The 26734-nt window shown below is 67.7% G+C and carries 19 protein-coding genes; 13 read left to right on the forward strand and 6 right to left on the reverse strand.

What is annotated here, in order from left to right; translation table 11 throughout:
• Nucleotides 1-7: 7 nt before the first annotated feature.
• Complete coding sequence (locus C9412_RS02230; protein WP_107230119.1) at nucleotides 8-886, reverse strand: PhzF family phenazine biosynthesis protein; 879 nt, start codon at nucleotides 884-886, stop codon at nucleotides 8-10.
• Nucleotides 887-992: 106 nt separating this feature from the next.
• Nucleotides 993-1871, reverse strand: coding sequence for a PhzF family phenazine biosynthesis protein (locus tag C9412_RS02235; RefSeq protein WP_107230120.1), 879 nt, complete (start codon nucleotides 1869-1871; stop codon nucleotides 993-995).
• Between the two features lie 75 nt (nucleotides 1872-1946).
• Here C9412_RS02235 and C9412_RS02240 point away from each other — a divergent pair, with 75 nt between their 5' ends.
• The 4 genes from C9412_RS02240 (at nucleotide 1947) to C9412_RS02255 (ending at nucleotide 8002) form a co-directional block, all read left to right on the forward strand.
• Entirely contained in the window at nucleotides 1947-4541 is a 2595-nt protein-coding gene (locus C9412_RS02240; RefSeq protein WP_107230121.1) for a bifunctional aspartate kinase/diaminopimelate decarboxylase, read from the forward strand.
• 86 nt (nucleotides 4542-4627) lie between these two features.
• Nucleotides 4628-5980: a UDP-N-acetyl-alpha-D-muramoyl-L-alanyl-L-glutamate epimerase gene (gene murL, locus C9412_RS02245; protein ID WP_107230122.1), complete on the forward strand. Its 1353-nt coding sequence runs from the start codon at nucleotides 4628-4630 to the stop codon at nucleotides 5978-5980.
• Nucleotides 5961-7370 carry a UDP-N-acetylmuramoyl-L-alanine--D-glutamate ligase gene (gene murD / locus C9412_RS02250; RefSeq protein WP_107230123.1) on the forward strand — a complete coding sequence of 470 codons (1410 nt, stop codon included), beginning with the start codon at nucleotides 5961-5963 and terminating at the stop codon, nucleotides 7368-7370. The genes murL and murD overlap by 20 nt, the downstream gene beginning before the upstream one ends.
• A 98-nt stretch (nucleotides 7371-7468) precedes the next feature.
• A complete protein-coding gene (locus tag C9412_RS02255) occupies nucleotides 7469-8002 on the forward strand; it encodes a hypothetical protein (RefSeq protein ID WP_107230124.1) in 534 nt (177 codons plus the stop codon).
• Between the two features lie 88 nt (nucleotides 8003-8090).
• Here the strand turns inward: C9412_RS02255 and C9412_RS02260 are convergent, their stop codons facing one another.
• Entirely contained in the window at nucleotides 8091-8684 is a 594-nt protein-coding gene (locus tag C9412_RS02260) for an SMI1/KNR4 family protein (protein WP_107230125.1), read from the reverse strand.
• A 132-nt stretch (nucleotides 8685-8816) separates the two neighbouring features.
• On the opposite strand from C9412_RS02260, the gene C9412_RS02265 reads away from it, so the two are divergent.
• Nucleotides 8817-9602 carry a dienelactone hydrolase family protein gene (locus C9412_RS02265; RefSeq protein ID WP_107230126.1) on the forward strand — a complete coding sequence of 262 codons (786 nt, stop codon included), beginning with the start codon at nucleotides 8817-8819 and terminating at the stop codon, nucleotides 9600-9602.
• A 185-nt stretch (nucleotides 9603-9787) separates the two neighbouring features.
• Here the strand turns inward: C9412_RS02265 and C9412_RS02270 are convergent, their stop codons facing one another.
• Nucleotides 9788-10786 (reverse strand): polyprenyl synthetase family protein, encoded by a 999-nt coding sequence (locus tag C9412_RS02270; RefSeq protein WP_106549274.1) that lies wholly within the window; start codon nucleotides 10784-10786, stop codon nucleotides 9788-9790.
• A gap of 214 nt (nucleotides 10787-11000) precedes the next feature.
• Between C9412_RS02270 and C9412_RS02275 the strand changes: the two genes are divergently transcribed.
• Complete coding sequence (locus tag C9412_RS02275; protein WP_107230127.1) at nucleotides 11001-12614, forward strand: alpha-glucosidase; 1614 nt, start codon at nucleotides 11001-11003, stop codon at nucleotides 12612-12614.
• A 259-nt stretch (nucleotides 12615-12873) separates the two neighbouring features.
• Here C9412_RS02275 and C9412_RS02280 read toward each other — a convergent pair whose 3' ends face one another.
• Both C9412_RS02280 and C9412_RS02285 read right to left on the reverse strand, forming a co-directional pair.
• Nucleotides 12874-15630: a TonB-dependent receptor gene (locus C9412_RS02280; RefSeq protein ID WP_181358654.1), complete on the reverse strand. Its 2757-nt coding sequence runs from the start codon at nucleotides 15628-15630 to the stop codon at nucleotides 12874-12876.
• Between the two features lie 216 nt (nucleotides 15631-15846).
• On the reverse strand, nucleotides 15847-17892 hold the full coding sequence (locus tag C9412_RS02285; protein WP_107230128.1) for a glycoside hydrolase family 97 protein: 2046 nt from the start codon (nucleotides 17890-17892) through the stop codon (nucleotides 15847-15849).
• A 243-nt stretch (nucleotides 17893-18135) separates the two neighbouring features.
• Here C9412_RS02285 and C9412_RS02290 point away from each other — a divergent pair, with 243 nt between their 5' ends.
• The 7 genes from C9412_RS02290 (at nucleotide 18136) to C9412_RS02320 (ending at nucleotide 26456) form a co-directional block, all read left to right on the forward strand.
• On the forward strand, nucleotides 18136-20328 hold the full coding sequence (locus tag C9412_RS02290; protein WP_107230129.1) for a Six-hairpin glycosidase-like protein: 2193 nt from the start codon (nucleotides 18136-18138) through the stop codon (nucleotides 20326-20328).
• Complete coding sequence (locus C9412_RS02295) at nucleotides 20325-21812, forward strand: MFS transporter (protein WP_107230130.1); 1488 nt, start codon at nucleotides 20325-20327, stop codon at nucleotides 21810-21812. Before C9412_RS02290 ends, C9412_RS02295 begins: the two co-directional genes overlap by 4 nt.
• Nucleotides 21812-23527 (forward strand): alpha-amylase family glycosyl hydrolase, encoded by a 1716-nt coding sequence (locus tag C9412_RS02300; protein WP_107230131.1) that lies wholly within the window; start codon nucleotides 21812-21814, stop codon nucleotides 23525-23527. Before C9412_RS02295 ends, C9412_RS02300 begins: the two co-directional genes overlap by 1 nt.
• Before the next feature lie 135 nt (nucleotides 23528-23662).
• A complete protein-coding gene (locus tag C9412_RS02305) occupies nucleotides 23663-24049 on the forward strand; it encodes an SseB family protein (protein WP_107230132.1) in 387 nt (128 codons plus the stop codon).
• A 95-nt stretch (nucleotides 24050-24144) separates the two neighbouring features.
• The gene (locus tag C9412_RS02310) at nucleotides 24145-25659 is read left to right on the forward strand and encodes an amidohydrolase family protein (protein WP_181358655.1); all 1515 of its coding nucleotides are present in this window, start codon (nucleotides 24145-24147) and stop codon (nucleotides 25657-25659) included.
• Between the two features lie 45 nt (nucleotides 25660-25704).
• Nucleotides 25705-26169 carry a GNAT family N-acetyltransferase gene (locus C9412_RS02315; RefSeq protein WP_107230134.1) on the forward strand — a complete coding sequence of 155 codons (465 nt, stop codon included), beginning with the start codon at nucleotides 25705-25707 and terminating at the stop codon, nucleotides 26167-26169.
• On the forward strand, nucleotides 26166-26456 hold the full coding sequence (locus C9412_RS02320; RefSeq protein ID WP_107230135.1) for a hypothetical protein: 291 nt from the start codon (nucleotides 26166-26168) through the stop codon (nucleotides 26454-26456). Before C9412_RS02315 ends, C9412_RS02320 begins: the two co-directional genes overlap by 4 nt.
• Nucleotides 26457-26734: the final 278 nt, after the last annotated feature.

A 26734-nucleotide genomic window follows, 5' to 3' on the forward strand; every position in this document is an offset into this window, starting at 1 on the left:
GCAGCAATCACCAATCAAGGGTGCCGGTAATCACCGTCTGCACCTGGCCGCCCGACCAGACCTCACCGTCCTCATCCACCAGAAGGGTCAGGCGCGCATCATGGCCGACCTCGCGGCCCTGACTGACTTCGAACGGTGCACGGCCACGCGGCAGCGCATCGCGCAGGTCCAGCCACGCGGCCAGCACGGCGTTGGCGGCGCCGGAGGCGGCGTCCTCGAAGCGGCGTCCATTGCCGACGAAGGCGCGTACCGCCAGGTCGAAGTCCTCATGGCCATCGCAGAAGGTATAGGCGAACACGCCCATGCTGTCGGTCGATTCGGCCAGCGAGGCCACCGCGTCCCAGTCCGGGCGCAGCGCGCGCAATGCCGCTTCATCGGCCACCTGCACCACCCACCAGCTGCGGCCGCCCTGCATGCGTGCCGGTGGCAGCGGGCCCAGCGGCCAGCCCTTCAGCGCAGCCTGCAGCCGCGGATCGCTGGCCTCGGCGATCTCGGCCAGCTGCGCGCGCGGGGTGCGGATGGCGATGCGCTGCTGGGCGCCTTCGCCACTGACGCGCAGCGGCAGCGCGCCGGCGATGCCGTCCTGCACCAGCACGCCGTCCACCGGCACCGCCAGACCGGCCTGCAGCACCGCATGCGCGGTGCCGACGCTGGGATGGCCGGCAAACGGCACTTCCTTCTGCGGGCTGAACATGCGCAGCCGGTAGCTGGCGCCGGGCGCCTCCGGCGGGAACACGAAGGTGGTCTCGGGCAGCCGCGTCCAGCGGGCGATGGCCTGCATCGCGGCGTCGTCCAGGCCTTCGGCATCCAGCACCACGGCCAGCGGATTGCCAGCGCCGGCGCGCGGGGAGAACACATCGAGCTGCAGGAAACGGCGGGGGGGCATAGGGGAAACTCCAGGAACGGGTGGCGCGCAGCTTAACCCGCCGTTGTGGAGCCGAGCCTGTGCTCGGCTGCCCTGCGGTGGGCCGCAGCCGAGCGCGGGCTCGGCTCTACAGCCAGCGGATGTGGCCGTCGATGACCGGCTGCACCTGGCCGCCGATCCACACCGTGCCCTGCGCATCAATCTGCACCTGCACGCGGCCATCGCGGCCGACCTCGCGGCCCTGGCTGGCCACGTAGCGGCCCTCACGGCCGGGCAGCGCATGGCGCTGCCGCAGCCAGGCACCGATCAGCGCATTGGCGCTGCCGGTCACCGGGTCCTCAGGTACGTTCACCGCGTCGCCCGGGCAGAACGCGCGCACCACGCGGCTGTGGTCGGCGGCGGCTTCATCGGCGAACACGGCAACACCGGTCGCGCCGGTAGTATTGGTCCAGTCACGCAGCGCTGCCATGTCCGGGGCCAGGCCGCGCACGGCGGCGGCATCGCGCAGCGGCAGCAGCCACCAGCGCGGGCCGTTGTCCCACAGTTCCGGCCGATGACCGGCGGCGGCCAAAGCCAGCAGCGGTTCCGGCACCGTGCCGGGCGCGGTCGGCAGCTGGCGCGCCGGTGGGCTGGCCAGTTCGATGGTCGGCGCATCGGCGTTACCCCTCACCCGCACCGGCAACAGGCCGGCGGCGCACTGCTGGACCAGCGCGCCGTCCGCGCGCGGGGTGGCCAGGCCGCAGGTGACCGCTGCCCAGGCCGCACCCACGCTGGGGTGGCCGGCAAACGGCAGCTCGCTGCCGGGGGTGAAGATGCGGATGTGATAGTCGGCGCCCGGGGCGCTGGGGTGCAGGAAGAACACTGTCTCGGACAGGTTCAGCCAGGCAGCGAGCGCCTGCATGCGGGCGCTGGACAGCGCGTCAGCGCCCAGCACCACGCCCAGCGGATTGCCGCTGCCGGGGTGGGAGGCGAAGACATCCAGCTGCAGGTAACGGAAGGCGGCCATCGGCGGGTCCATTGGGCTTAGAATCGAAGGTTCCGCCCCCACGGGCGGCTTCCCCACATTACACATAGCCTATCCATGTCAGCTTCCCCCCTTGTCGATCGTTGGATCGTACTGAAGTTCGGCGGCACCTCGGTGTCGCGTCGCCACCGCTGGGACACGATCGGGAAGCTGGCGAAAAAACGCGCGGAAGAGACCGGCTCGCGCGTGCTGGTGGTGGTTTCGGCACTGTCCGGCGTCACCAATGAACTGACCGCGATCGCCGACGGTGCGCCGGACAGCCGTGATCGCGTGGCGGCGCTGGTCGAACGCCATGAAGGCTTCCTGGACGAACTGGGCCTGGGCCGCGAGGTGCTGGCCGAGCGCCTGGCCGCGCTGCAGGGCCTGCTTGACGACGCACGCGCGGCTGGCCGTCCGCTGGACTGGCAGGCCGAAGTGCTGGGCCAGGGCGAGCTGTTGTCCTCCACGCTGGGCGCGGCCTATCTGCGCGCCTCGGGCCTGGACATGGGCTGGATGGATGCTCGGCAGTGGCTGGACGCGATGCCGCCGCAGCCGAACCAGAGCGACTGGTCGCAGCGCCTGTCGGTGAACTGCCAGTGGCGTGCCGATGCGGAGTGGATGCAGCGCTTCCGCGCACAGCCGACCCGCCTGCTGATCACCCAGGGCTTCATTTCCCGCCATGCCGATGGCGGTACGGCCATTCTTGGCCGCGGGGGCTCGGATACCTCGGCGGCGTATTTCGGTGCACTGCTCGGCGCCAGCCGCGTGGAAATCTGGACCGATGTGCCGGGCATGTTCAGCGCCAACCCGAAGGACGTGCCCGACGCGCGCCTGCTGACCCGCCTGGACTATTACGAAGCGCAGGAAATCGCCACCACCGGTGCCAAGGTGCTGCACCCGCGCTCGATCAAGCCGTGCCGCGACGCCGGCGTGCCGATGGCCATCCTCGATACCGAGCGCCCGGAACTGCCGGGCACCAGCATCGATGGCAATGCCGCGCCGGTGCCGGGCGTGAAGGCGATCAGCCGCCGCAACGGCATCGTGCTGGTGTCGATGGAAGGCATCGGCATGTGGCAGCAGGTCGGCTTCCTGGCCGATGTGTTCGGCCTGTTCAAGAAGCACGGCCTGTCGGTGGACCTGATCGGTTCGGCCGAGACCAACGTCACCGTGTCGCTGGACCCGTCCGAGAACCTGGTCAACACCGATGTACTGGCCGCGCTGTCGGCCGACCTGTCGCAGATCTGCAAGGTCAAGGTGATCGTGCCGTGCGCGGCGATCACGCTGGTGGGCCTGGGCATGCGTTCGCTGCTGCACAAGCTGTCGGACGTGTGGGCCACCTTCGGCCGCGAGCGCGTGCACATGATCTCGCAGTCGTCCAATGACCTGAACCTGACCTTCGTCATCGACGAGGCCGATGCCGATGGCCTGCTGCCGATCCTGCATGCCGAGCTGATCGACAGCGGCGCGATGCCGGTGGAAGAGACCGAAGTGTTCGGCCCGCGCTGGCGCGAGATCGCCGGCAGCGTGCGCCCGCGTGGCACGCCGTGGTGGCGTGGCCAGCGCGCGCACCTGCTGCAGCTGGCCGATGCCGGCACGCCGCGCTACGTCTATCACCTGCCGACGGTGCGCGCCCGCGCCCGCGCGCTGGCGGCGATCAAGCCGATCGACCAGCGCTACTACGCGATCAAGGCCAACAGCCACCCGGCCATCCTGCAGCTGCTGGAGGCCGAAGGCTTCGGCCTGGAGTGCGTGTCGCACGGCGAGCTGAAGCACGTGTTCCAGCATCTGCCGGAACTGTCGCCCAAGCGCGTGCTGTTCACCCCCAGTTTCTGCCCGCGCAGCGAGTACGAAGCGGCGTTCGCGCTCGGCGTCACCGTCACCATCGACAATGTGGAAGCGTTGCAGCGTTGGCCGGATCTGTTCCGCAACCGCGAACTGTGGCTGCGCGTCGACCTGGGCCGGGGTGAAGGCCACCATGCCAAGGTGCGCACCGGCGGCAAGGAGTCCAAGTTCGGCCTGCCGATCGCCCGCGTGGACGAGTTCGTGCGCGCGGCCACCGAGCTGGGTACCCGCGTGGTGGGCCTGCATGCGCACCTGGGCAGCGGCGTGGAGACCGCGCAGCACTGGCGCCTGATGTGCGATGAGCTGGCCGGTTTCGCCCGCCGCATCGGCAGCGTGCAGACCATCGACATTGGCGGCGGCCTGCCGATTCCGTATTCCGCCGAGGATGAGCCGTTCGACCTTGAGGCCTGGGCCGAAGGCCTGGCCGAGGTCAAGGCGCTGCACCCGGCGTTCCGCCTGGCGATCGAACCGGGCCGTTACCTGGTGGCCGAATCGGGTGTGCTGCTGACCCACGCCACCCAGGTGGTGGAGAAGGACGGCGTGCGCCGCGTCGGCCTCGACGCTGGCATGAACGCGCTGATGCGCCCAGCCCTCTACGACGCCTGGCACGACATCGAGAACCTCAGCCGCCAGGGCGGTTACGCCGAAGCGGCGTTCGATGTGGTGGGCCCGATCTGCGAATCCAGCGATGTGTTCGGCAAGCGCCGCAAGCTGCCGGTGTCCACCGCGCCGGACGATGTGATGCTGATCGCCGATGCCGGCGCCTACGGTTACGTGATGGCCAACACCTACAACCAGCGGCTGTTGCCGCGCGAGGACGTGATCGAGTGATCCGCTCGCGCGCCCTGCACCTGCCCACCGACACGCCCCGCGCCAGCGCGCGGGCCGTGCCTGACCGCGCTTGAACTGGATCCACCATGACTGCTTTCGACAAACACCAGGTTTCCCGCTTCCGCTTCGTCCGCTGCGAATTCGCTGCGGATACCGGCGTGGCCCGGCTGGTCTACGCCTTCGATGACGGCCCGGAGATGGTGGAGACCATCTCCGTGCCCGGCGCACCGTTCGTGCTGGACGACGCGCGCGCCGCTGCCGTGCAGCGCGCGCTGCAGCTGCTGCACCTGATTGCCGGTGTCAGCTACTACAAGGCGGGTGTGCCGGAGACGGTCAGCATCGACAGCTATGCGATCGATGCCGATACCGCCGCCCTGGTGGAAACGATCTACCTCAATGGTCTGGGCGAATTCGCCTACCGCAACGGCCTGAACCTGCGCGGGCGTTTCCGCCTGCCGGTGCAGGGCCAGGCAGTGCAGGCGCCGGTGCTGGGCCTGCAGCCGCATGCGCTGGTGGCCATCGGCGGCGGCAAGGATTCGCTGGTCAGCATTGAAGCGTTGCGCCGTGCCGGGGTGGACGAGACGGTGACCTGGATCGGCGGTTCGCAGCTGATCCGCGCCTGTGCCGAACGTACCGGCCTGCCGACGCTGAACCTGGGCCGCGCGCTGGCCCCGGAACTGTTCGAGCTGAACCGCCAGGGCGCCTGGAACGGCCATATTCCGGTCACTGCGGTGAACTCGGCGATCATGGTGCTGGCCGCGCTGCTGCAGGGCGTGGACCAGGTGGTGTTCTCCAACGAGCGGTCGGCCAGCTATGGCAGCCAGATTCCGGGCACCGGTGAAGTGAACCACCAGTGGTCCAAGGGCTGGGCCTTCGAGCAGGCCTTCGGCAACTACGTGCAGCAGCAGGTGGCCGCCGATCTGCAGTACTACTCGCTGCTGCGCCCGATGTCCGAGCTGGCGGTGGCCCGCCAGTTCGCCAAGACCGATTTCTACGACGCGCATTTCTCCAGCTGCAACCGCAATTTCCACATCCTGGGCGAGCGCCCGGTGAACCGCTGGTGCGGCGTCTGCCCGAAGTGCCATTTCGTGTTCCTGGCGCTGGCCCCGTTCATGCCCAAGACCCGCCTGGTGCGCATCTTCGGCCGCAACCTGCTGGACGATGCCGAACAGGCCGGTGGCTTCGATGCGCTGCTGGAATTCCAGGACCACAAGCCGTTCGAGTGCGTCGGCGAAGGCCGCGAATCGCGTGCGGCGATGGCGACCCTGGCGCAGCGCCCGGAGTGGAAGGAAGACGTGCTGGTGAAGCGCTTCTGCAACGAGATCCAGCCGCAGCTGGAGGCGGCCGAACTGGAACTGGCACCGCTGCTGCAGCTGCAGGGCGAGCACCGCATTCCGGCTGCGCTGTGGGAACAGGTGCGTGAAGATTTCGCAGCTTGAAGGAAAGCGCGTAGCGCTGTGGGGCTGGGGACGCGAGGGCCGTGCGGCGTTTGCCGTGCTGCGCGCTCGCCAGCCTTCGCTGGCCCTGAGCCTGTTCTGCCCGGCCGCCGAGGCCGAGGCGGCGCGCGCCGAAACGCAGGGCGGGCTGGACGTGCGCGGCGAGCCTACGGCCGAGGCACTGGCGGCGTTCGATGTGGTGATCAAATCGCCCGGCATCAGCCCCTATCAGCCGATCGCGCTGGCGGCGGCGGAGCAGGGCACCACCTTCATCGGCGGCACCGCGCTGTGGTTCGCTGAACATGCCGGTGCCGATGGCATCGTGCACGACACCGTGTGCGTGACCGGCACCAAGGGCAAGAGCACCACTACCGCGCTGGTCGCGCACCTGCTGCGCGCGGCTGGCCATCGCACCGGCCTGGTCGGCAACATCGGCCTGCCGCTGCTGGAAGTGCTGGATCCGCAGCCGGCGCCCGAGTACTGGGCTGTCGAGCTGTCCAGCTACCAGACCGGTGAAGTGGCGCGCAGTGGCGCCCATCCGCAGGTGGCGGTGGTGCTGAACCTGTTCCCCGAACACCTGGACTGGCACGGCAGCGAGCAGCGTTACATCGAGGACAAACTGCGGCTGGTGACCGAAGCGGCACCGCGCATCGCCGTGCTCAACGCGGCTGATCCGCATCTGGCCGCACTGTCGCTGCCCGACAGCCAGGTGGTCTGGTTCAACCAGCCGCAGGGCTGGCACATGCGCGGTGACATCGTGCACCGCGGCGAGCGGGCGGTGTTCGATACCCGCAACACGCCGCTGCCCGGCCGCCACAACCGCGGCAACCTGTGCGCGGTGCTGGCCGCGCTGGAAGCGCTGGGCCTGGATGCGGTGGCGCTGGCACCGGCGGTGCAGGCGTTCCGTCCGTTGCCCAACCGCCTGCAGCGCATCGGCGTGGCCCAAGGCCTGACCTACATCAACGATTCGATCAGCACCACGCCGCATGCCAGCCTGGCCGCGCTGGAGTGCTTTGCCGGGCAGCGCATCGCGCTGCTGGTCGGTGGGCACGACCGTGGCCTGGACTGGACCGACTTCATGCAGCACATGGCGCACGACGTGCCGCCGGTGGAGATCGTGACCATGGGCAGCAACGGCCCGCGCATCCATTCGATGCTGCAGCCGCTGGCCGATGCCGGCCGCTTCGGCCTGCACCCAGCGGGTGATCTGCCCGAGGCGATGGCGCTGGCGCGTGCCGCCCTGGGTGCGCAGGGCGGGGTGGTGCTGCTGTCGCCGGGTGCGCCCAGTTTTGGTGCCTACCGCGATTACGTGGCGCGTGGCCGCCATTTCGCCGAACTGGCCGGGTTCGACCCGGACAGCATCAGCGCGATCCCGGGCCTGGGCATCGCCTGAGGGGGCGGCTGAGGGGGTCAGAGCCCTTTCCGCAGGAAAGGGCTCTGACCCCGCCATGGAATTACCATGGGCTTCCCCGGACGCATCCGGACACCCGCATGTGCACCTTCATCACCCTGTTCCTGCCGACGTCGTTTCCGCACGATGAGGCCGCCGCGATCATGCAGCGCAGCGGCCGACGTCTGTTCGCCCAGGCATCGTCCAGCCTGCAGGCGGCGGCCGGACCCCGATGGCAACCGTGGCTGAGTGCCACGCACTGCGATTGCGGGACGGCGCTGGCATCGGCAGGTGCGGCCCCGGAATGGAAGGGCGATGCCGAACGCTGGCGGAAGAAGGGCTGGAGTGAGGCCAAGATCGCCCGCGCGCAGGCCGAGCAGACGGCGCGGCACGCGCAGGATCTACAGTTGCGTCGCGATGAAGCGCTGGGCGATGCCGACCAGTGGCTGCAGCGCATCGACGCGCTGCTGCGGTCCGGCGCCACGCGCATTGGCCTGCTGGTGCGTGACTACGACGGCGCGGTGGGGGCGCGGCAGGCCAAACCGCCGGAACGTTGTTGGTCGTGGACGCAGATGACGGCGGCGGATCTGGTGGCGTTCGAGCCGGGCACGTTGCATTGGATCGAACGCGGGTAGTGCCGGCCGCTGGCCGGCAACCCCCGGGGAAACCCATCCACGCATGGCATGGATCTACTGTAGAGCCGAGCCCACGCTCGGCTGGGTCTCAATCATCGTGCCGGATGAACGCGTAATCGCGATCAATCAGCTGCTGCAGGTACGCATCGAAGCTGGGGGCGATCACCGCATAGCTGTCCGGATCATGCAGGTAGCGCACCACCTGGCCGACGGTGCCGCCCGGCGTCGGATTGAAATCCAGATACAGCATCGAGGTGCCGCCATTGTTCATGCAGTGCGAGAAGCACAGGCGGCGGTTCATCGGCAGGTCGGCATCGATACCGTCGCCGAGGATCTCCGGTTCGTCATCCAGCCATTCCTCGTAGATGGAACGGATGCTGTCGTCCCACTGCTGCTGGTCCTCGAAGATCTGCGCCACCGATCGCAGGTAGTACGGGTAGCCGCCGTCCTCCACGTCCGAGCCCAGCATCAGCACACAGACCTCGCCACCGGGATACTCGCGGAAGTGGCTGCCATCCACCCGTGCAAGCAACGCCAGCAGGCTGTCCGGCACCTGCGGCCACTGCGCGCGCAGGCGCTGCAGGTCCCCACTGCTGGCGCCCTGCACAAGGGCCCACTGCGGCGCATCGTCGGCGGGCAAGCGCGGGATCAATCCCAACAGAAAGCGATCGACAAGGTTCATGCCAAAAAAGGGGACGGAGGGGATTAAGTCGTATCCCACCACACCTGCGTCACGCCGCCAAGGCAGAATGCGACGCGGGAGGGGCGAATACGGCTTAATCCCCTCCGTCCCCTTTTTCTGCGGAGCAGGCGCATGAAACGTTGGCGATGCGGTGTGGCGATGGTGCTGGGGCTGGCGGCGATGCCGGCGTGGGCGGCGATGAAGACCCAGCCGGTGGAGTGGAAACACCAGGGCACGACCTTCAGCGGCGTGCTGGTCTACGACGATGGCGAGCATGACAAGCGCCCGGGCTTGGTGATGGTGCCGAACTGGAAGGGCGTGAACGAATCGGCCATCGAGAAGGCCAAACAGCTGGCCGGTGACGATTACGTGGTGCTGGTGGCCGATGTCTACGGCAAGGGGGTGCGGCCGAAGACCGATGCCGAGGCCGGCCCGGTGGCGACCAAGCTGCGCAATGACCGGCCGCTGCTGCGCGCACGTGCGCTGGAGGCGGTGAACGTGCTCAAGGCGCAGGCCGGCAAGGTGCCGCTGGATGCCAGCCGGATCGGCGCGGTCGGGTTCTGCTTCGGCGGCACCACGGTGCTGGAACTGGCCCGTGCCGGTGCGCCATTGGCCGCTGTGGTCAGCCTGCATGGCGGATTGGGATCGCCGTTGCCGGCACAGGCCGGGGGCACGCACCCGTCGGTGCTGGTGCTCAACGGCGCCGACGACAAGAGCGTGACCGCGGAGGACATCGCCGGTTTCCAGAAGGAAATGGACGCGGCCAAGGTCGATTGGGAGTTCACCAACTACAGCGGCGCGGTGCACTGCTTTGCCGAGCGCGATGCCAACAGCCCGCCGGGTTGCCAGTACAACGAGCGGGCGGCCAAGCGCGCGTGGAAGGCGCTGGATGAGTTCTTCGAGGAGCGGTTCCGGTAAACAAACGCGTGCCGACCAACGGTCGGCACCCACCGATGCTCCAGTGCCGACCAAGGTTGGCACCCACCGATGTTCCAGTGCCGACCAAGGTTGGCACCCACCGATGTTCCAGTGCCGACCAACGGTCGGCACCCAGCAAACCGGCATTGCCGTGGGTGCCGACCGTTGGTCGGCACGCCTCCCCATCAATGCGAGCGCTGTACCGCGTAGCGGGCCAGGCCGCGCAGGGCGGCCACGGCATCGTTGTCGGCCAGGCCATCAAGCGCACGCTCGGCCGCTTCGGCGTATTCCTCGGCACGCGCGCGGCTGTACTCCAGGCCGCCGGTGGCACGGATCGCGGCCAGCACTTCCGGCATCGCCGAGGCATCGCCGTCCTGCACGATGGTGCGCAGGCGCTCGCGGGTGGCGTCGTCGGAATGGGCCATGGCGTGGATCAGCGGCAGCGTCGCCTTGCCTTCGGCCAGATCGTCGCCCAGGTTCTTGCCCAGCTCGTCGGCGTTGGCCGAGTAGTCCAGCACGTCGTCGGCGATCTGGAACGCGTAGCCCAGGTGCATGCCATAGTCGAACAGGGCCTGCTGGGTGGCCTCGTCCACGCCGCTGGCCAGCGCGCCCAGACGGGTGCCGGCGGCAAACAGCACCGCGGTCTTGCGCTCGATCACGCGCAGGTAGGCGGCTTCGTCGGTGTCCGGGTTATGCACGTGCAGCAGCTGCAGCACCTCACCCTCGGCGATGCGGTTGGTGGCATCGGCCAGGATCTGCATCACCGACATGCGCTCCAGCTCGACCATCAGCTGGAAGCTGCGCGAGTACAGGAAGTCGCCGACCAGCACGCTGGGCGCATTGCCCCACAGCGCATTGGCGGTGCTGCGGCCACGGCGCAGGCTGGATTCGTCCACCACGTCGTCGTGCAGCAGGGTGGAGGTGTGGATGAACTCGATGATCGCGGCCAGCTGGTGGTGGTCCGCGCCGACGTTGCCGACCGCGCGGCCGGCCAGCATCACCAGCATCGGGCGCAGGCGTTTGCCACCGGCGGAAATGATGTGATCGGCGATCTGGTTGATCAGCACGACGTCCGAGGACAGCCGGCGCCGGATCAGGGCGTCGACGGCAGCCATGTCGGCTGCGGCAAGCGACTGGATCTGGGGCAGGCCCAGGGCGGGGCGGGTGTCTTCGGTGATGGTCATGCGATCAGGCTTTCAGGCTCACCGCTGATTATAGGCGTTGGCCGTGAATTCGGGCGCAAAGCGTGCCGGCCCGGTCGGTCGGCCCGCGGCGGCGGGCCGCCTGCGTGAATACGTATGCAGGCTGCGCCATGCCCGCAAGGCCACCGCTAAGCTTGCCGGAACAGGATTTCGGCCCGCTTCCGGTGGGCCCTGCATGCCCGGAGGGGGGCTGTCGATGTCGCACTATCCATGGTGGCGCGGAGCCGTCATCTACCAGATCTACCCGCGCAGTTTCCTCGACGCCAACGGCGATGGGGTAGGCGACCTGCCCGGCATCATCGAACGCTTGGACTACATTGCCGCGCTGGGCGTGGACGCGATCTGGATTTCGCCGTTCTTCAAGTCGCCCATGGCCGACTTCGGCTACGACATCGCCGACTACCGCGAAGTCGACCCGTTGTTCGGCACCCTGGATGACTTCGATCGCCTGCTGGCCAAGGCCCACGGGCTGGGCCTGAAGGTGATGATCGACCAGGTGCTGAGCCATACCTCGATCGAGCATGCCTGGTTCCGCGAGAGCCGCCAGGACCGCAGCAATCCGAAGGCGGACTGGTACGTGTGGGCCGACCCGCGCGAGGACGGCACCCCGCCCAACAACTGGCTGTCGCTGTTCGGTGGCTGCGCCTGGCAGTGGGAGCCGCGCCGTGAGCAGTACTACCTGCACAACTTCCTGGTCGACCAGCCGGACCTGAACTTCCATCACCCGGAGGTGCAGCAGGCGACCCTGGACAACGTGCGCTTCTGGCTGGACCGCGGCGTCGACGGCTTCCGCCTGGATGCGATCAACTTCTGCTTCCACGACGCGCAGCTGCGCGACAACCCGGCCAAGCCGGCGGACAAGCGCTTCGGCCGCGGCTTCAGCCCGGACAATCCGTACGCCTACCAGTACCACTACTACAACAACACCCAGCCGGAGAACCTGCCGTTCCTGGGGCGCCTGCGCGCGCTGCTGGACCAGTACCCGGGCGCGGTCAGCCTGGGCGAGATCTCCTCGGAGGACTCGCTGGCCACCACCGCCGAGTACACCCGTGATGGCCGCCTGCACATGGGCTACAGCTTCGAGCTGCTGGTGGACGACTACAGCGCGGCCTACATCCGCGACACGGTCTCGCGCCTGGAAGCGGCGATGACCGAAGGCTGGCCGTGCTGGGCGGTGTCCAACCACGACGTGGAGCGGGCGGTGAGCCGCTGGGGCGGCCATCCGGCCGATCCGCGCCTGGCGCGGATGCTGGTGGCGCTGCTGTGCTCGCTGCGCGGTTCGGTCTGCCTGTACCAGGGCGAGGAACTGGGCCTGGCCGAGGCCGAGGTGCCGTTCGAGGCGTTGCAGGACCCGTATGGCATCACGTTCTGGCCGAACTTCAAGGGCCGCGACGGCTGCCGCACCCCGCTGCCGTGGACCGAGGCGCCGCTGGCCGGCTTCACATCGGGCCAGCCGTGGCTGCCGATCCCGGCCGAGCACCGGGCGGCGGCAGTGTCCGTGCAGGAAGCGGCCCCAGCGTCGGTGCTGTCCGCCTTCCGGGCGTTCCTGGCCTGGCGGGCCACCCAACCGGCGCTGCAGCACGGCAGCATCCGATTCGTCGAAAGCGCCGAGCCAGTGCTGCTGTTCGAGCGTATGCTTGCAGATGAAACCCTCCTGCTGGCCTTCAACCTGTCGGCCGAGGCGGTGAGCCATCCGCTGCCGCCGGGCAACTGGCAGCAGGTGGCGGTACCGGGCCCGGATGCGGGCACGGTGCAGGGCAATGAACTCCAGCTGCCGCCGCGCGCGGTGATTTGCGCACGACGCAGCTGACCGTTTTCTCCGGTGGCGGTACTTGCGGGGACGGGGCCGAAGCGCCCCGTCCCTTTTTTGTGGGTACGGTTGCGGTGGGAGGCATCCACGCATGGCGGGGATCTACCGGCGCGTAAAAGAAAACCCGCTGCCTGCGCAGCGGGTTTCCGGTCCTGCTCCCTGTTTTCTGTTGCCGGCCAGCGGCCGGCACTACCGACTGGCGGCCGGCCAGCGGCCGGCGCTACCGGGCCCGGGGCGCCGGGCAGGGCCCGGCGCGACCTCAGAACTTGTAGTTCACGCCCAGCATGTAGGTGCGGCCCCACTCGATGTACTCCAGCGGGCGGTCCTTGCTGCCGGCATAGGTGCGGTACGGCTCGTTGGTCAGGTTGCTGCCCTGCAGCAGCACGGTCAGGCCACGCAGGGCGCTGCTGTCGCTGAAGGTGTAGCTGACCTGCGCATCGGTCACGTTCTCGCCCACCACGTAGCGCAGGCTGCGGTTGCCGTTGAAGTTGCCGATCTCACCGATGAAGTCCGAACGACGGCGCTGGCTGACGCGTGCCTCGAAGCCGCTGCGCTCGTAGTACGCGGTGAAGTTGTACACGCGCTTGGACAGGCCGGGCAGGCTGATCGGATCGGTGCCCACGCTGGAGGCGCTTTCCGGATCCAGGATGGTGATGTCGCTCTTGTTGAAGGTGGCGCTGGCCTGCACACCGAACCCGCGCAGGCTGTCGGTCAGCATCTCCAGCGGGAACGAGCCGGTCAGCTCCAGGCCCTTCAGCGTGCCGCCCTTGCCGTTCTGCGGTGCGGAGAAGGTACCGGTGGTCAGCACCGGCGAGGTCATGCCCGGCGGCGGCACGTAGCTGCCCAGCAGCGCGGTGAAGTCGTAGTTGTCCACCGACTGGGTGTAGACGTAGCTCTTCAGGTCTTTGTAGAAGATCGCAGCGGCGACGTAGGCCTTCTCGCCGAAATACTTCTCATAGGACAGGTCCAGCGCGGTGGCACGCCACGGGTCCAGCAGCGGGTTGCCGCCACTGCCGCCGGGGCGGCCGGTGCCGGTATCCACGCCGAACTCCAGGCCGGCGCGCATCTGGTCCACACGCGGGCGCGCGACCTGCTTGGCGGCGGCGAAGCGCAGCGTCTGCTGGTGCGGGAACATGAAGGCCAGGTTCAGGCTCGGCAGCCAGTCGTTGTACGTGCGGCCGTCGGAATAGGGCTGGATGTTGTTGCCGGCCGTTTGCGAGCTGTCCCAGTAGCGTGAATCCGAGCTCTGGTCGGTGTGCTGCATCTGCACGCCGATGTTGCCGCGCACGCCGACCACGCCGATGTCGGTGTTGATGTTCAGGCGCGCCCAGGCGGTGGTGATCTTCTCCTGCACCGTCCACGACTTGGGAATCAGGTAGTCCAGGTTGTCGACCGGATTGAAGGTCATGTAGCGAGCGACCGCGGCCGGCACATCCCACGCCGGAATGGTGCCCAGGCCGGCGAAACCGAGATTGACCGGGCGGTACTGCAGGTCGGCGGCGATGTTGGCATCGCCCTGCGCGCCGAGCAGGATGTTGCCCTCGGACTGGGTCTTCACCTTGCGACGGTCGGCATAGTTGACGCCGATGTCGATGTCCGGTGCCCACGAGGCGATCGCTTCGGGCAACGCAATCGTTGCGGCCAGCTTGCCGCCCTTCAGGCGGTCTTCCACCTGCGGCACCTTGCCGTAGCCGGAGCCGTAGATGGTGTTGGTCAGGAACAGCGCGTCGGGGTTGGAGTAGTTCAGGCCCGGGCTGATCTGCGAGAAGCCGTTCTGGCGGATCGACACGCCGACCGTATCCAGCTGCGGCATGGGGGTCAGCTGCAGGTTGTTTTCCAGGTTCAGTTCATCGCGCGTGGCCTTGGAGTAGTTCAGGTCGGCGACCAGTTTGACGCCACTGAAGTTGAACTCGTTGTTCCAGCCGAACGCGTCGATCTTGTCCTTGCGCTTGTTGTACATGCCACGCACCAGCGGGTACACGCCGCTGGCGGTGCCGCCGGTGAACGAACCATTGGCGTTGACCTGCGGGTTGCTGACCAGCAGACCCGGGGTGTAGTTGCCGTTGTAGTTGCTGAGATTCAGCTCGAACTGGTTGGCAGTGTCGATCTGCTCGGCTTCGGTGTGGAACGCATCGAAGGTGCTGGTCCAGCTGTTGTTCGGCCGGAACTGGATGGTGGCCATCACGCCGTCGCGCTTGTTGTTGCCAGTGCGGCGCAGGGCCTTGATGCCGTCGGAGAAGTAGGTGCCCGCAGCAACACCCGGGCGGTTGCCGTTGTCGGTGTGCTCGGTGGTCCACGGCTCGTACAGGCCGACCTGGTTTTCCTGGATCGGCATGTCGCTGTGCGCGTAGCCGATGGCGATGCCCAGGGTCTTGTCCAGGAACTGGTCGATGTAGCTGGCGCTGAAACGGTTGCCGTACGGGTCGACATTGGCGGCGCGGCCGAGCGAGCTCTTCTGGTAGCGGCCACTGACCGCGATTACGCGCTCACCGAAGCTGAGCGGACGCGCGGTCTGCATGTCGATGGTGCCCGACAGGCCCTGGCCCACCAGCGCGGCATCCGGGGTCTTGTACACGGTCACGCCGTTGACCAGCTCGGACGGGTACTGGTCGAACTCGACGCCACGGTTGTCACCGGTGCTGACCACTTCGCGGCCGTTGAGCAGGGTGGTGGCGAAGTCCGGCGACAGGCCGCGCACGCTGATCACCTGCGCACGGCCGGCCACGCGCTGTGCGGCCAGGCCGGGCAGGCGCGAGATCGATTCGGCGATGCTGACGTCGGGCAGCTTGCCGATGTCTTCGGCGGAAATCGCCTCGACCACCGAGGTGGCGTCCTGCTTGATGGCGATCGCGTTCTCGATGCCACGGCGGATGCCGGTGACCTGCACCGTATCCAGGTTGGTGGCGGCGGTGCCGGCCGGCGTGGTGGTGTTCTGCGTGGACTGTGCCGACGCCAGCGTCGGCGCCAGCACAACGGCCAGCGCGAGACTCAGCGCACTGCGCTTGTGGTTCAACATTTTCCCCTCCCAGGCAATGTTGCAGATCGATTCGTGAGCGTCCCGGAGTGCCCGGAGACGTGCGACGCGGTGGCCGCTGTCGTCGCCGCTATGGTAGGCAGCGCATTCTTCGCGGGAATCACCCTGCATACGTATTCAATGGCGTTTGCAGGGGTGTAATCGCTTTCAGGTCCTGTTTGCGGTAGTGCCGGCCAGCGGCCGACACCACCCATGCATTCAAAGCGGCGTGAAGCGGATGGCCTGCCCACCGCCCGGCGCCAGCACCAGCGTCAGGGCATCGGCGCTGGTCACCTCGCGGGTTTCGCGGGCGAACGCGAACGGGTTGCTGCGGAAGTCGGCGCCTTCACCATCGCGGTAGATCTCGGCGCGATAGCGCACGCCTGGTTCCAGGAAGCCCAGCGACACCGGCAGCACGCGGCCGTGCTCGTCGGTGATGCTGCCCAGGAACCAGTCACGGCTGTTGCGATCGCGGCGCACGATCGTCACGTAGTCCCCCACTTCACCCTCGAGCACGCGGCTCTGTTCCCAGTCCACCGCCACGTCCTCGATGAAGCGGAACGCCTCGCGATGCTGCAGGTAGTGCTCGGGCAGGTCGGCGGCCATCTGGATCGGGCTGTACAGCACCACGTACAGCGCCAGCTGCCGCGCCAGCGTGCTCGGAATGGCCTGGCCGTGGCGACCCTTCAGGCTGAGGATGCCGGGGGTGTAATCCATCGGCCCGGCCAGCATGCGGGTGAACACCAGGTTGACCTCGTGCTCCGGTGGGTTCGGTGGCTGTCCCCAGGCGTTGTACTCCATGCCACGTGCGCCTTCACGCGAGATCCAGTTGGGATAGGTGCGGCGCAGGCCGGTGTCCTTGATCGGCTCATGCGGGTTCACCGACAGGTGCCGGCGCGCGGCCTCCTGCACCACCTTCAGGTGGTGGCGGGCCATGAACTGCCCGTCGTGCCACTCGCGCCACAGCGGGCCACCGGCTGGATTGCGGCGATCGACCTGGCCATCGTCGCAGACGTAGCCGGTCTTGAACTGGTCCACGCCCAGCCGTGCGTACAGGTCCAGCGCGGCGCCCAGCTGGTCCTCGTAGTGCTCGATGGCGCAGCCGGTTTCATGGTGGCCGATCAGATGTACACCCTTTTCCAGGCCATACGCCGACAGCGCTTCAATGTCGAAATCGGGCGTGGCACGGGTGAAATCGAAGTCGTAGCCGTTGCCCACCCACATGCCGTCCCAGCCGGGGTTCCAGCCTTCCACCAGCACGCCGCGGAAGCCGTGCGCAGCGGCGAAATCGATCACTTTTTTCGTCTTGGCGGTGGTGGCTGCGTGCTTCGGCCCGGTCGCCCAGCTCTCGTTGTCCAGGTGCATCGACCACCACACGCCCAGGTACTTGGCCGGTTTCACCCAGCTCACATCGCCCAGCGCATTGGGTTCGTTGAGGTTGAGGATCAGGTCCGATTCGACCAGGCCGCCGGCGCGGTCGGCAATCTGCAGCGTGCGCCACGGCGTGGCCAAGGGCAGGGTGCGGCGCACCTTCCAGCCTTCGGCCGAGGGCGAGAGCTGCGCGCGCAGGCGCTGGCCCTCGGTGCGGCGCAGCCACATGCCGGCGTAGTCCACCAGCGCGGCCTCGTGGATCGCCACGTGCAGGCCGTCACCGCTGCGCACGGTCATCGGCGTATGCACCAGCGGCACTTCGCGCAGCGGGGTACGCTGGTACAGGTACTCGTAATGGATCGGCTCGCCGGCGGGTATCCACCAGGCGGTCGATTCCGGCGCGATGGCGAACTCGGTCAACTCGTCATCGATGATCGCTTCGCGCAGGTTCGGTTGCTCGGGGAACACATAGCGGAAGCCGAGGCCGTCGTCGTAGACGCGGAACACCACATCCAGCCGCCGCTTGCTGCCGGTGGTCTCGGCCAGCTGCACGGTCAGCTCGTTGAAGTGGTTGCGGGTGACCCGGCGTTCGCCCCAAGGCTGTTCCCAGCGGTCGTCGACGCTGCGTTGCTGCTGCCCGATCACCGCGAAATCACGATCCAGGCGGCCGTCGCGCAGGGCGAAGCCGAGCTTCGAATCGTCCACCACGGTCTGACCGAAGCGCTCGACGCGATAGCGCGCCGTGCCGCCATCCAGCACCAGGCTGGCCCTGAGCACCTTGCCCGGCGAGTCGACGCTGACAACCAGCGGCGTGGCCTGCGCCAGCGAGGCCATTCCCAGCAGCGCCAGGCCGAACAGATGCGCGAGCGCGGTACGTACAGCAATGGGTGACATCGGCATTTCCCCTCCCAAGGCGCCGTTGGCAGACCCGGACCATAAGCCAGCGCGGCGGGCGTGCTGGCGCAGGGCGGCATGAATACGTATGCAGCTGGACGCAGCCGACAGCCCCGCGTCTACCATGGGCCCAAGGCACCTTGAGGGAGGGGCCGCGCCCGCCCCTCGGCAACGATGGTGCGGACCTACAACGCGTGCAGAGAGGGAGGGAGGCCGACGGGCGCAAGCCGGTCCGCCGCTTCGATGCTGAAGATCATTTGCCTGACCGCTGCCCTGGGGGCAGCGCTGGGATCGACCGCGCAGGCGGCCGACCTGCAATTCGACGGCCGCCACGCGCGCGCCGAAGCCGCAGCCAACGGCAGCTTCGTGCTGCATGCGCCGACGGGCGAGGTGCGCATTGCGCCGATGCCGATGCGCAGCCAGACCGGCAGCGTGATGTTCGATGCGCTGTTCGCGCTGGCCCAGCAGGACATGGACCAGGACCGCGTGGACGCGATCCGTGACCCTGCCTTCGACGAAGGCAGGCCGGTGCCCTGCGAATGCTTCCAGACCGGTGCACGCTGGCCTTACGTGTGGACCCGCGATGTGAGTTTTGCCGCCGATCTGGCGCTGGCGAAACTGGACCCGCAGCGCACGCGGCAGTCATTGCAGTTCAAGCTGTCGGCAGCCCGCGACGGGCACACGCCCGGCCTGTTCGTGGCGCAGGACACCGGTTCCGGCGGTAGCTGGCCGATCAGCAGCGACCGCGTGGTGTGGTTCCTGGCCGCGCGCCATCTGCTGGATGATGCGGCCTTTGCCGACCAGGTCTGGCAGGCGCTGCAGGGCACGCTGGCGCAGGACCGTGCGATGGTGTTCGACGCGCAGATGGGCCTGTACCGCGGCGAGACCTCGTTCCTTGACTGGCGTGAGCAGACCTACCCGGACTGGACGCGCGAGAACGTGCGCTTCATCGGCGATTCCTACGCGCTGTCCACCAACGTGCTGCACTACCAGGCCCTGCGCCTGGGCCAGCAGATGGCCGCGCAGCTGGGCGATGAGCGCGCCGAGCAGTACAAGGCCTGGGCCGACGCACTGGCGGTGCAGATTGATGCACGCTTCTGGCGGCAGGACATGGGCCAGTACATGAGCTACATCGGCGAGGCCGCGCACCCGGTGCCTTATGCCAAGGTTGATCTGCTGGGCCTGTCGCTGGGCATCCTGGCCGAGGTGCTGCCCGCCGAGCGCGCGCAACGGGCGCTGGCCGCTTACCCGATGGGGCCGGCCGGCAGCCCGGTGGTGTGGCCGCAGGAAGCGCAGCAGCCGATCTACCACAACCGCGCCATCTGGCCGTTCGTCAGCGCCTATTCGCTGCGCGCGGCGCGCCAGCTGGATGATGCGCCACGCATTGCCGCCGAGATCCGTTCGCTGATGCGCGGCGCCGCGCTGGCCGGTTCCAACATGGAAAACTACGAGCTGGTCAGCCAGGCCGTGCATGTGGACGAAGGCGCGCTGAGCGGGCCAGTGGTCAACTCAGAGCGCCAGCTGTGGTCGGTGGCCGGCTATCTGGCCATGGTCACCGAAGGCGTGTTCGGCGTGCAGGACGATGGCCGCGTGCAGCCCAAGCTTCCGGCCGCGCTGGTGCCCGAACTGTTCGGCAAGCAGCGCCGCATCACCCTGGACGCCAACGGCAAGCGCTATGTGCTGGAGCGGCCGAAGCGGGTGGGTGATGGCCTGCTGGTGGCCGGCAAGGTGAAGACGCGCGGCACCACCACAACCGTGCAGCTGGTGGCCGCGCCGTCGCGTGCGTTGCCCGCCAGCACCGCCGATGCCAATGCGCGCGCGCCGGCAACCCCGGCTGCACCGCAGGCGCGGCGCAGCGGCCAGGGCTGGACCGTAGCGGTGGCCGAGGGCCAGGTGCTGTGGCAGGACGGCCGCGCGGTGACCGCGATCAGCAAGGGGGTGGCACGCCTCGGCGATGACGGCCTGCAGCATTGCCTGAGTCTGACCCGTCGCGACGGTGCACTGGAATCGCTGCACAGCCCGACGCTGTGCGTGGGCCCGCAGCAGGTGCTGCGCGGTGCACGCCAGTGGCAGTTCACTGCAGCCAAGGCCGGGCCGGTACGCCTGCGCCTGCAGTACAGCAACCCCAATGGCCCGATCAACACGGGGGTGACCGCCGCGGTGAAGCAGCTGGCGGTGCAGTGTGGCAGCCAACCCGTGCAGCGCTTGACGGTGACGCTGCCGCACAGCGTGGCCGCGCAGGAATCCACTGCCGCGACCTTCAGCGTGCCCAAGGGGCGCTGCAGCGTGAAGCTGGAAGAGGGCTTCAACATGAGCGCGCTGCAGCACTTCGCGCACTACACCGGCGGCAAGGGCGGGCGCGACGGCGTGCTCAACCAGGCCCGGGTGCAGGCGCTGAAGGTAGCGCCGGTGGTGGCGGACGAGGGCGCACGATGAATCGTCCCGCCAAGCCGCAGCTGTCGTTCTGGCAGATCTGGAACATGTGTTTCGGTTTCCTCGGCATCCAGTTCGGTTTTGCCCTGCAGAACGCCAATGCCAGCCGCATCTTCGAAACCCTCGGTGCGGACATGGAAGCGGTGCCGGGGCTGTGGATCGCCGCACCGCTGACTGGTCTGCTGGTGCAGCCGGTGATCGGCTACCTGTCCGACCGCACGTGGACGCGCTGGGGACGGCGCCGGCCGTTCTTCATGATCGGCGCGGTGCTGACCACGCTTGCCCTGCTGGTGATGCCCAATTCGCCGACGCTGTGGATTGCCGCCGGCACGCTGTGGGTGCTCGATGCCTCCATCAACGTATCGATGGAACCGTTCCGCGCGTTCGTGGGCGACCAGCTGGCACCGCGGCAGCGGCCCACCGGCTATGCCATGCAGAGCTTCTTCATCGGTGTGGGCGCGATCGTGGCCAGCTTCCTGCCGTTCATCCTGGCCCACTTCGGGGTGGCCAACACGGCCGCCGCCGGCCAAGTGCCCGATACGGTGCGCTATGCGTTCTACTTCGGTGCGGTGGTGCTGCTGGCCGCGATCACCTGGACCGTGGTCAGCACGCGTGAGTATTCGCCCACCGAGCTGGCCGGCTTCGAGGATGCCGAGCCGCCGGCGCACCACGCCGCCGCCGCGATCCACGGACCGGCGCCGTGGTCGCAGGTAGCGCTGTGGCTGGGCATGGGCCTGCTGCTGGCGGTACTGATCGCCTGGCGCCAGGGCGACAGGATGCTGTACGTGCTGGCCGGCCTGTGTGCGGGTTACGGCCTGCTGCTGGCGGTGGCCCGCTCGTTGCCGGGTACCCACATGCTGGCGGCAATCGTCGACGATCTGCGGGCGATGCCCATCACCATGCGGCGCCTGGCCTGGGTGCAGTTCTTCTCGTGGTTCGCCCTGTTTGCCATGTGGATCTACACCACCGCTGCGGTGGCCGGCACCCACTTCGGTTCCACCGATCCGCAGTCGGCCGCCTACAACGAAGGTGCCAACTGGGTGGGCGTGCTGTTCGGCGCGTACAACGGCTTTGCCGCGCTGGCCGCGCTGGTCATCCCGCTGATGGTGCGTGCCGTGGGCCTGCGCTGGAGCCACCTGGTGAACCTGTGGCTGGGCGGCGCCGGCCTGATCTCGCTGATGTTCATCCGCGATCCGCACTGGCTGCTGCTGTCGATGGTAGGTGTGGGTTTTGCCTGGGCGTCGATCCTCTCGCTACCGTATGCACTGCTGTCTGACAGCGTGCCGGCCAGGAAGATGGGCGTGTACATGGGCATCTTCAATTTCTTCATTGTGATCCCGCAGTTGGTCGCGGCCAGTGCGCTCGGCTTTGCCCTGCGCGCATGGCTGGGTGGCCAGCCGATGCACGTGCTGGTGCTGGGCGGCTGCAGCCTGCTGCTGGCCGGTGTGTGCGTGCTGCGGGTTCCGTCGCGTTCGGAGGTGGTGTGATGCGTGCTGTGTTGCCTGTTGCTGTCTGTGTAGCCCTGTTTGCCGGCCAGGCGCTGGCCGCGCCGCGCCCGGCGTATGTCGGCACCACCGAACCGTTCGCCAGCGATGCGGTGTACTTCGTGGTGACCGATCGCTTCGTCAATGGCGATCCGTCCAACGACCACCGTGACCAGGGCGGCAAGCACCGTACCTTCGATATTCCGGTGCCGTGCCCGGACAAGGTGGACGGCAACATCGGTTACCTGGGCGGCGACTTCCGCGGCGTGCTGGACAACGCGCAGTACATCCGCAACCTGGGCTTCGGCGCGGTGTGGATCACCCCCATCGTCGACAACCCCGACCAAGCCTTCACCGGCAGCAAGGCGATCAGCTGCACCAGCACGCTGACCGACCGCGGCAAGACCGGCTACCACGGCTACTGGGGCATCAATTTCTACAAGCTCGATGAGCACCTGCCGAGCAAGGATCTGGATTTCGCCGGGCTGAACAAGGGCCTGCACGATGCCGGCCTGAAGGTGGTGCTGGACATCGTCGGCAACCACGGCTCCCCGGCGTGGACCATGCCGAAGCGGCAGCCGCAGTTCGGCCAGATCTTCGACAAGGACGGCAAGCTGATCGCCGATCACCAGAACCTGCCGCCGCAGAAGCTGGACCCGAAGCACAACCCGCTGCATGCGTTCTACAACAACATCGGCCCGGTCGACGGCAAGAACGGCTCGATCTTCGATGGCAACCTGGCCGAGCTGTCCGACTTCAACCAGAACAATCCGGCGGTGATGGACTATCTGGTCGGCGCCTACCTGCAGTGGACCGCGCAGGGCGTGGACGCGCTGCGCATCGACACCATCGGCTGGCTGCCGCACCCGTGGTGGCATGAATTCGTCAGCCGCATCCGCGCCGAGCATCCGGGCATGTTCATGTTCGGCGAAGCGTTCGACTACGATGCCGCGCGCATCGCCGAGCACACCTGGCCAGGCAATGCCAACGTCAGCGTGCTGGATTTCCCGCTGCGCGGCGCGCTGGAGCAGACCTTCGGCACCGCCGGCAAGGGCTTTGAAACGCTGGCCGAACCGCTGCACCTGAGCGGTGGGCCGTATGCCAACCCGTACGAGCTGATGAGCTTCTACGACAACCATGACATGCCGCGCCTGCAGGCCAGCGACAACGGCTTCATCGACGCGCACAACTGGCTGTTCACCGCACGCGGCATTCCGGTGGTCTATTACGGTTCGGAAACCGGCTTCATGCGCGGCCGCGCCGAGCATGCCGGCAACCGTGCCTACTTCGGCCAGCCGCGCGTGGACGCCGCGCCGCAGAGTCCGATCTTCGCGCCGCTGCAGCGCATCGCCAGGCTGCGCGAAGCCACCCCGGCCCTGCAGCGCGGCTTGCAGGTGAACGAACGCCTGCAGGGGGATGAGGCGGTGTTCCTGCGCGTTCTGCAGCACGGCGATGTGGCGCAGACGGCGCTGGTGCTGCTGAACAAGGGCGATGCGGCGCGCACCTTCGACGTGGAGCGCTACCTGCAGGCCGGCACCTGGCGCGACGCACTGGGCGGCGGCGAACTGAAGGTGAAGGACCGCCTGCGGACTGAAGTGCCCGCCCACGGGGTGAAGGTCTACGTGCTGGATGCGCCGGTGCAGCAGCCGGCATTGCAGACTGAACTGGACAAGGCGATGGCCGACCAGCGGGCACGGGACCAGCGGCTGCGGCGGTGACCCCCATCGGTAGTGCCGGCCGCTGGCCGGCAACCCCGGATTCATGGAAGCTGCAGATGCCGGCCAGCGGCCGGCACTACCGGGTTTGACCGCATCCGGCACAATAGGCCCCCCCTCACGCCTTGCCGTACCGCCATGACCGACCTCGCCCCGCAGACCCCGATTGAAACCCTGCTGAAGGCGGCGATGGACGGGGCCGTGCCGATCCGCGCGTTCATGGAAGCCTTCGTCGCCTCGGAGGTCGTGCTGCTGACCGGCAGCCTGGTCACCCCTGACGGCAGCGGCTTCGACCCGCTGCTGTTCGACAAGCAGGGCACCCTGCACGTGGCCGTGTTCACCGATCCGTCGCGCGTGGGCATCTACAGCCAACAGGCACCGCACCAGATCCGCTGGCTGATGCTGGACGTGCTGCGCCGCGTGCCGGGTGGCTACGGCGTGGTGATCAACCCGGGTACCCCACTGGGCTTCGAGATCTCGCCTGCGGGCATCGGCGAGATCCTGAAGGACTTCGCGCAGGGCTGAATGTCCCATCGGACGGTTTCGTCCGTGGCATGCACTTGCGGGGATCGGGGTGTTTGCTAGAGTCCGCGCACCGACAGGACGCAAGGAGCAGCGCCATGACAGCAGCGCAGGAAAGGCCCGCACGTGTCGTCGATCTGCACACCCATCTGTTCAACGCGCGGCATCTGCCGCTGGAAAGCATCATCGCCGGCGCGATGGGCGCGTGGTCGAGCCCCCTGGCCCGACCCTTGGCGAAGCTGCTGTATTTCCTGACCGACACAGGCGGCGAGCAGGCGGAGTTCTCGCGTCTTCAACAGCTGCATCCGCAGCGTCTTCTTCATGGTCATGGCGGGCACGAGCAGATCGACTACATCGCGTCGATCAGCAACGTGGCCAGCCATGAGCTTCTGGCAGGCACTGCGGCAGCGCCGCTCGATGCTGACGGTCTGGCGGCGCTGGCGGTCGACTCACCGGAAGCACAGGCCATACGAGGCTCCGAGCTGATGGCGATTCTCCGCGAGCTGGATCAGGCCATTCCTGCGACCGGGGGGCCCGAGCCAGGCGCCTGGCCGCCCGTCGATTCCCTCGTGCAGGAAATGATGGCGCCGGCCGGTCTGGTCGATTGGGCACGCCGCACCGTGAAGCGCGCGCTGGAACGCTTCATGGCAATGGTGGTGCGTGATCCGACCAGTACGATCGGCAACTACGCCGAGTTCTTCTTCACCCTGCTGGGTTCGGAGGAAACGATTTTCCGTCGCCTGCAGGCGGCGTACGGCAGTTCCCTGCCGCCCATGGAGTACGCCCATCTGATGATGGACATGGAGCTGGCGTACCCGGGCGGGCCATTGGCCAACTATCACTTGCCGCAGCGCACCCGGAACATGCTGGAACTGCAGGCCAGGTTTCCTGCGCTGCATGGCTTCTTCGCATTTGATCCGCGTCGCAATGATGCGAAGGCGGGTGGCTGGCGACAGCTGCTCACATCTGCGCTTGAGGCGGGATTTGTAGGCTTCAAGTTCTATCCGGCGATGGGATACAGACCCGCCGGTGATGCGGTCCATGCCCGGCGGATCGACGAGTTCTACGATTTCTGCCTGGAGCACGATGCGCCGATCTTCGCGCATTGCACCCCGGTGGGGTTCCAGACCCCGCGCAAGGAAGGTGCGTTCGCGAACCCGGAGTACTGGGCCGAGGTTCTGGGCAGTCGCAAGGAACTGCGGTTGTGCCTGGGTCATGCAGGTGGGCAGCGTGCCCCCAGCGAGCGGCCGGTTTCGGCGGGCTGGGACGCCGAAGAGGTCGAGTGGAAGAAGGGCAACTACGCCTGGCAGGTGGTCGACCTGTGCGTCCGATACCCCAATGTCTACTGCGAGATCGGGCATCTGGAAGGTCTGCTTGATGGAGATATCGCTGCCTTCGAACGGAACCTCAGACGCGCCCGGGATACGCAGGTCGAGTACGGATTCATGAGCAAGATCGCCTATGGGTCAGACTGGCACATGCAGGCGATGGTCAACTCGGCCCGTCCCTACCTTGATCTTTTCCTGCAGCTGTTTGAAAAGGAGGAGTGGCGGGACTACAGGGAAGGCTTCTTCTGGCGCAACGCATACGCCTACCTGCGGCTGCCGCGATAAGGTGGTTGCACACGGCAGTGATCCGCACTGAAGCAGAGGTCATGGATGGAGTTCAACGTACTTGCCGGCGATGCGCCGGAACGGCAGCAACTGGCACAGTGGTACCACGCGCAATGGGGCCAGGACGCCGGCCTGACACTGGAACAGGAACTGCAGCGGCTCAACCGGGCGCAGGATGCGGACGGTTTCCCGCACCTCATCGCGGCCTTCGACGGCGGGCAGGTGGTTGGCGCCGTGCAGTTGAAGCGGCGTGAGATGACGGCCTTTCCGCAGTACGAGCACTGGCTGGGGAGCGTGTTCGTTGCCGACAGCCATCGTGGTCGCGGCCTGGCCGGCCAGCTGGTCGAGCGGGCCGCCGCGCAGGCCGTGCGGATGGGCGTTGCCGACCTGTACCTGCAGACCGAAGCGCCGGACGGTGGGTTGTACGCGCGATTGGGCTGGACGCCGCTGCATCAGGCCGACAACCAGGGCCACCGCGTGCTGGTGATGGTGCGCAGGCTCGCCGCATGAGCGCCGCAACGGCCCGGCACTCCCGATCTGCACTGTTGTTCCTGTTCGGCGCCATCGTCGCCGCGCTGGCATCCATGCCGCTGCTGCGCGCGCTGGGCCTGGTGCAGTGGCCGGTGCTGGTCATCGCCTGGCTGATCAACCTGGGCGCAGCCTGGCATCTGGGGCAATGGGCGCGCCAGCAGGGGCGTCCGGGCTGGGCGTTCGGGGTAGCGGCGGCGCTCGGAACGGTCGCTTCCATCGTGGTGTACGTGCTGTTGGCGTTGCTGGGGCCGAAGGCCGCGCGCTGAGTTCGCGCGGCACGTCCGGCCCATGTGCCGAGCATGGCTCGGCACTACAGTAGAGCCGAGCCATGCTCGGCTGCACCAGGCGGAACGTCACAGTAGAGCCGAGCCATGCTCGGCTGCACCAAGCGGAACGTCACAGTAGAGCCGAGCCATGCTCGGCTGCACCAGGCGGAACGTCACAGTAGAGCCGAGCCATGCTCGGCTGCACCAAGCGGAACGTCACAGTAGAGCCGAGCCATGCTCGGCTGCACCAAGCGGAACGTCACAGTAGAGCCGAGCCA

The organism is Stenotrophomonas sp. Nf1, assembly GCF_003028475.1.
Lineage (GTDB): Bacteria > Pseudomonadota > Gammaproteobacteria > Xanthomonadales > Xanthomonadaceae > Stenotrophomonas.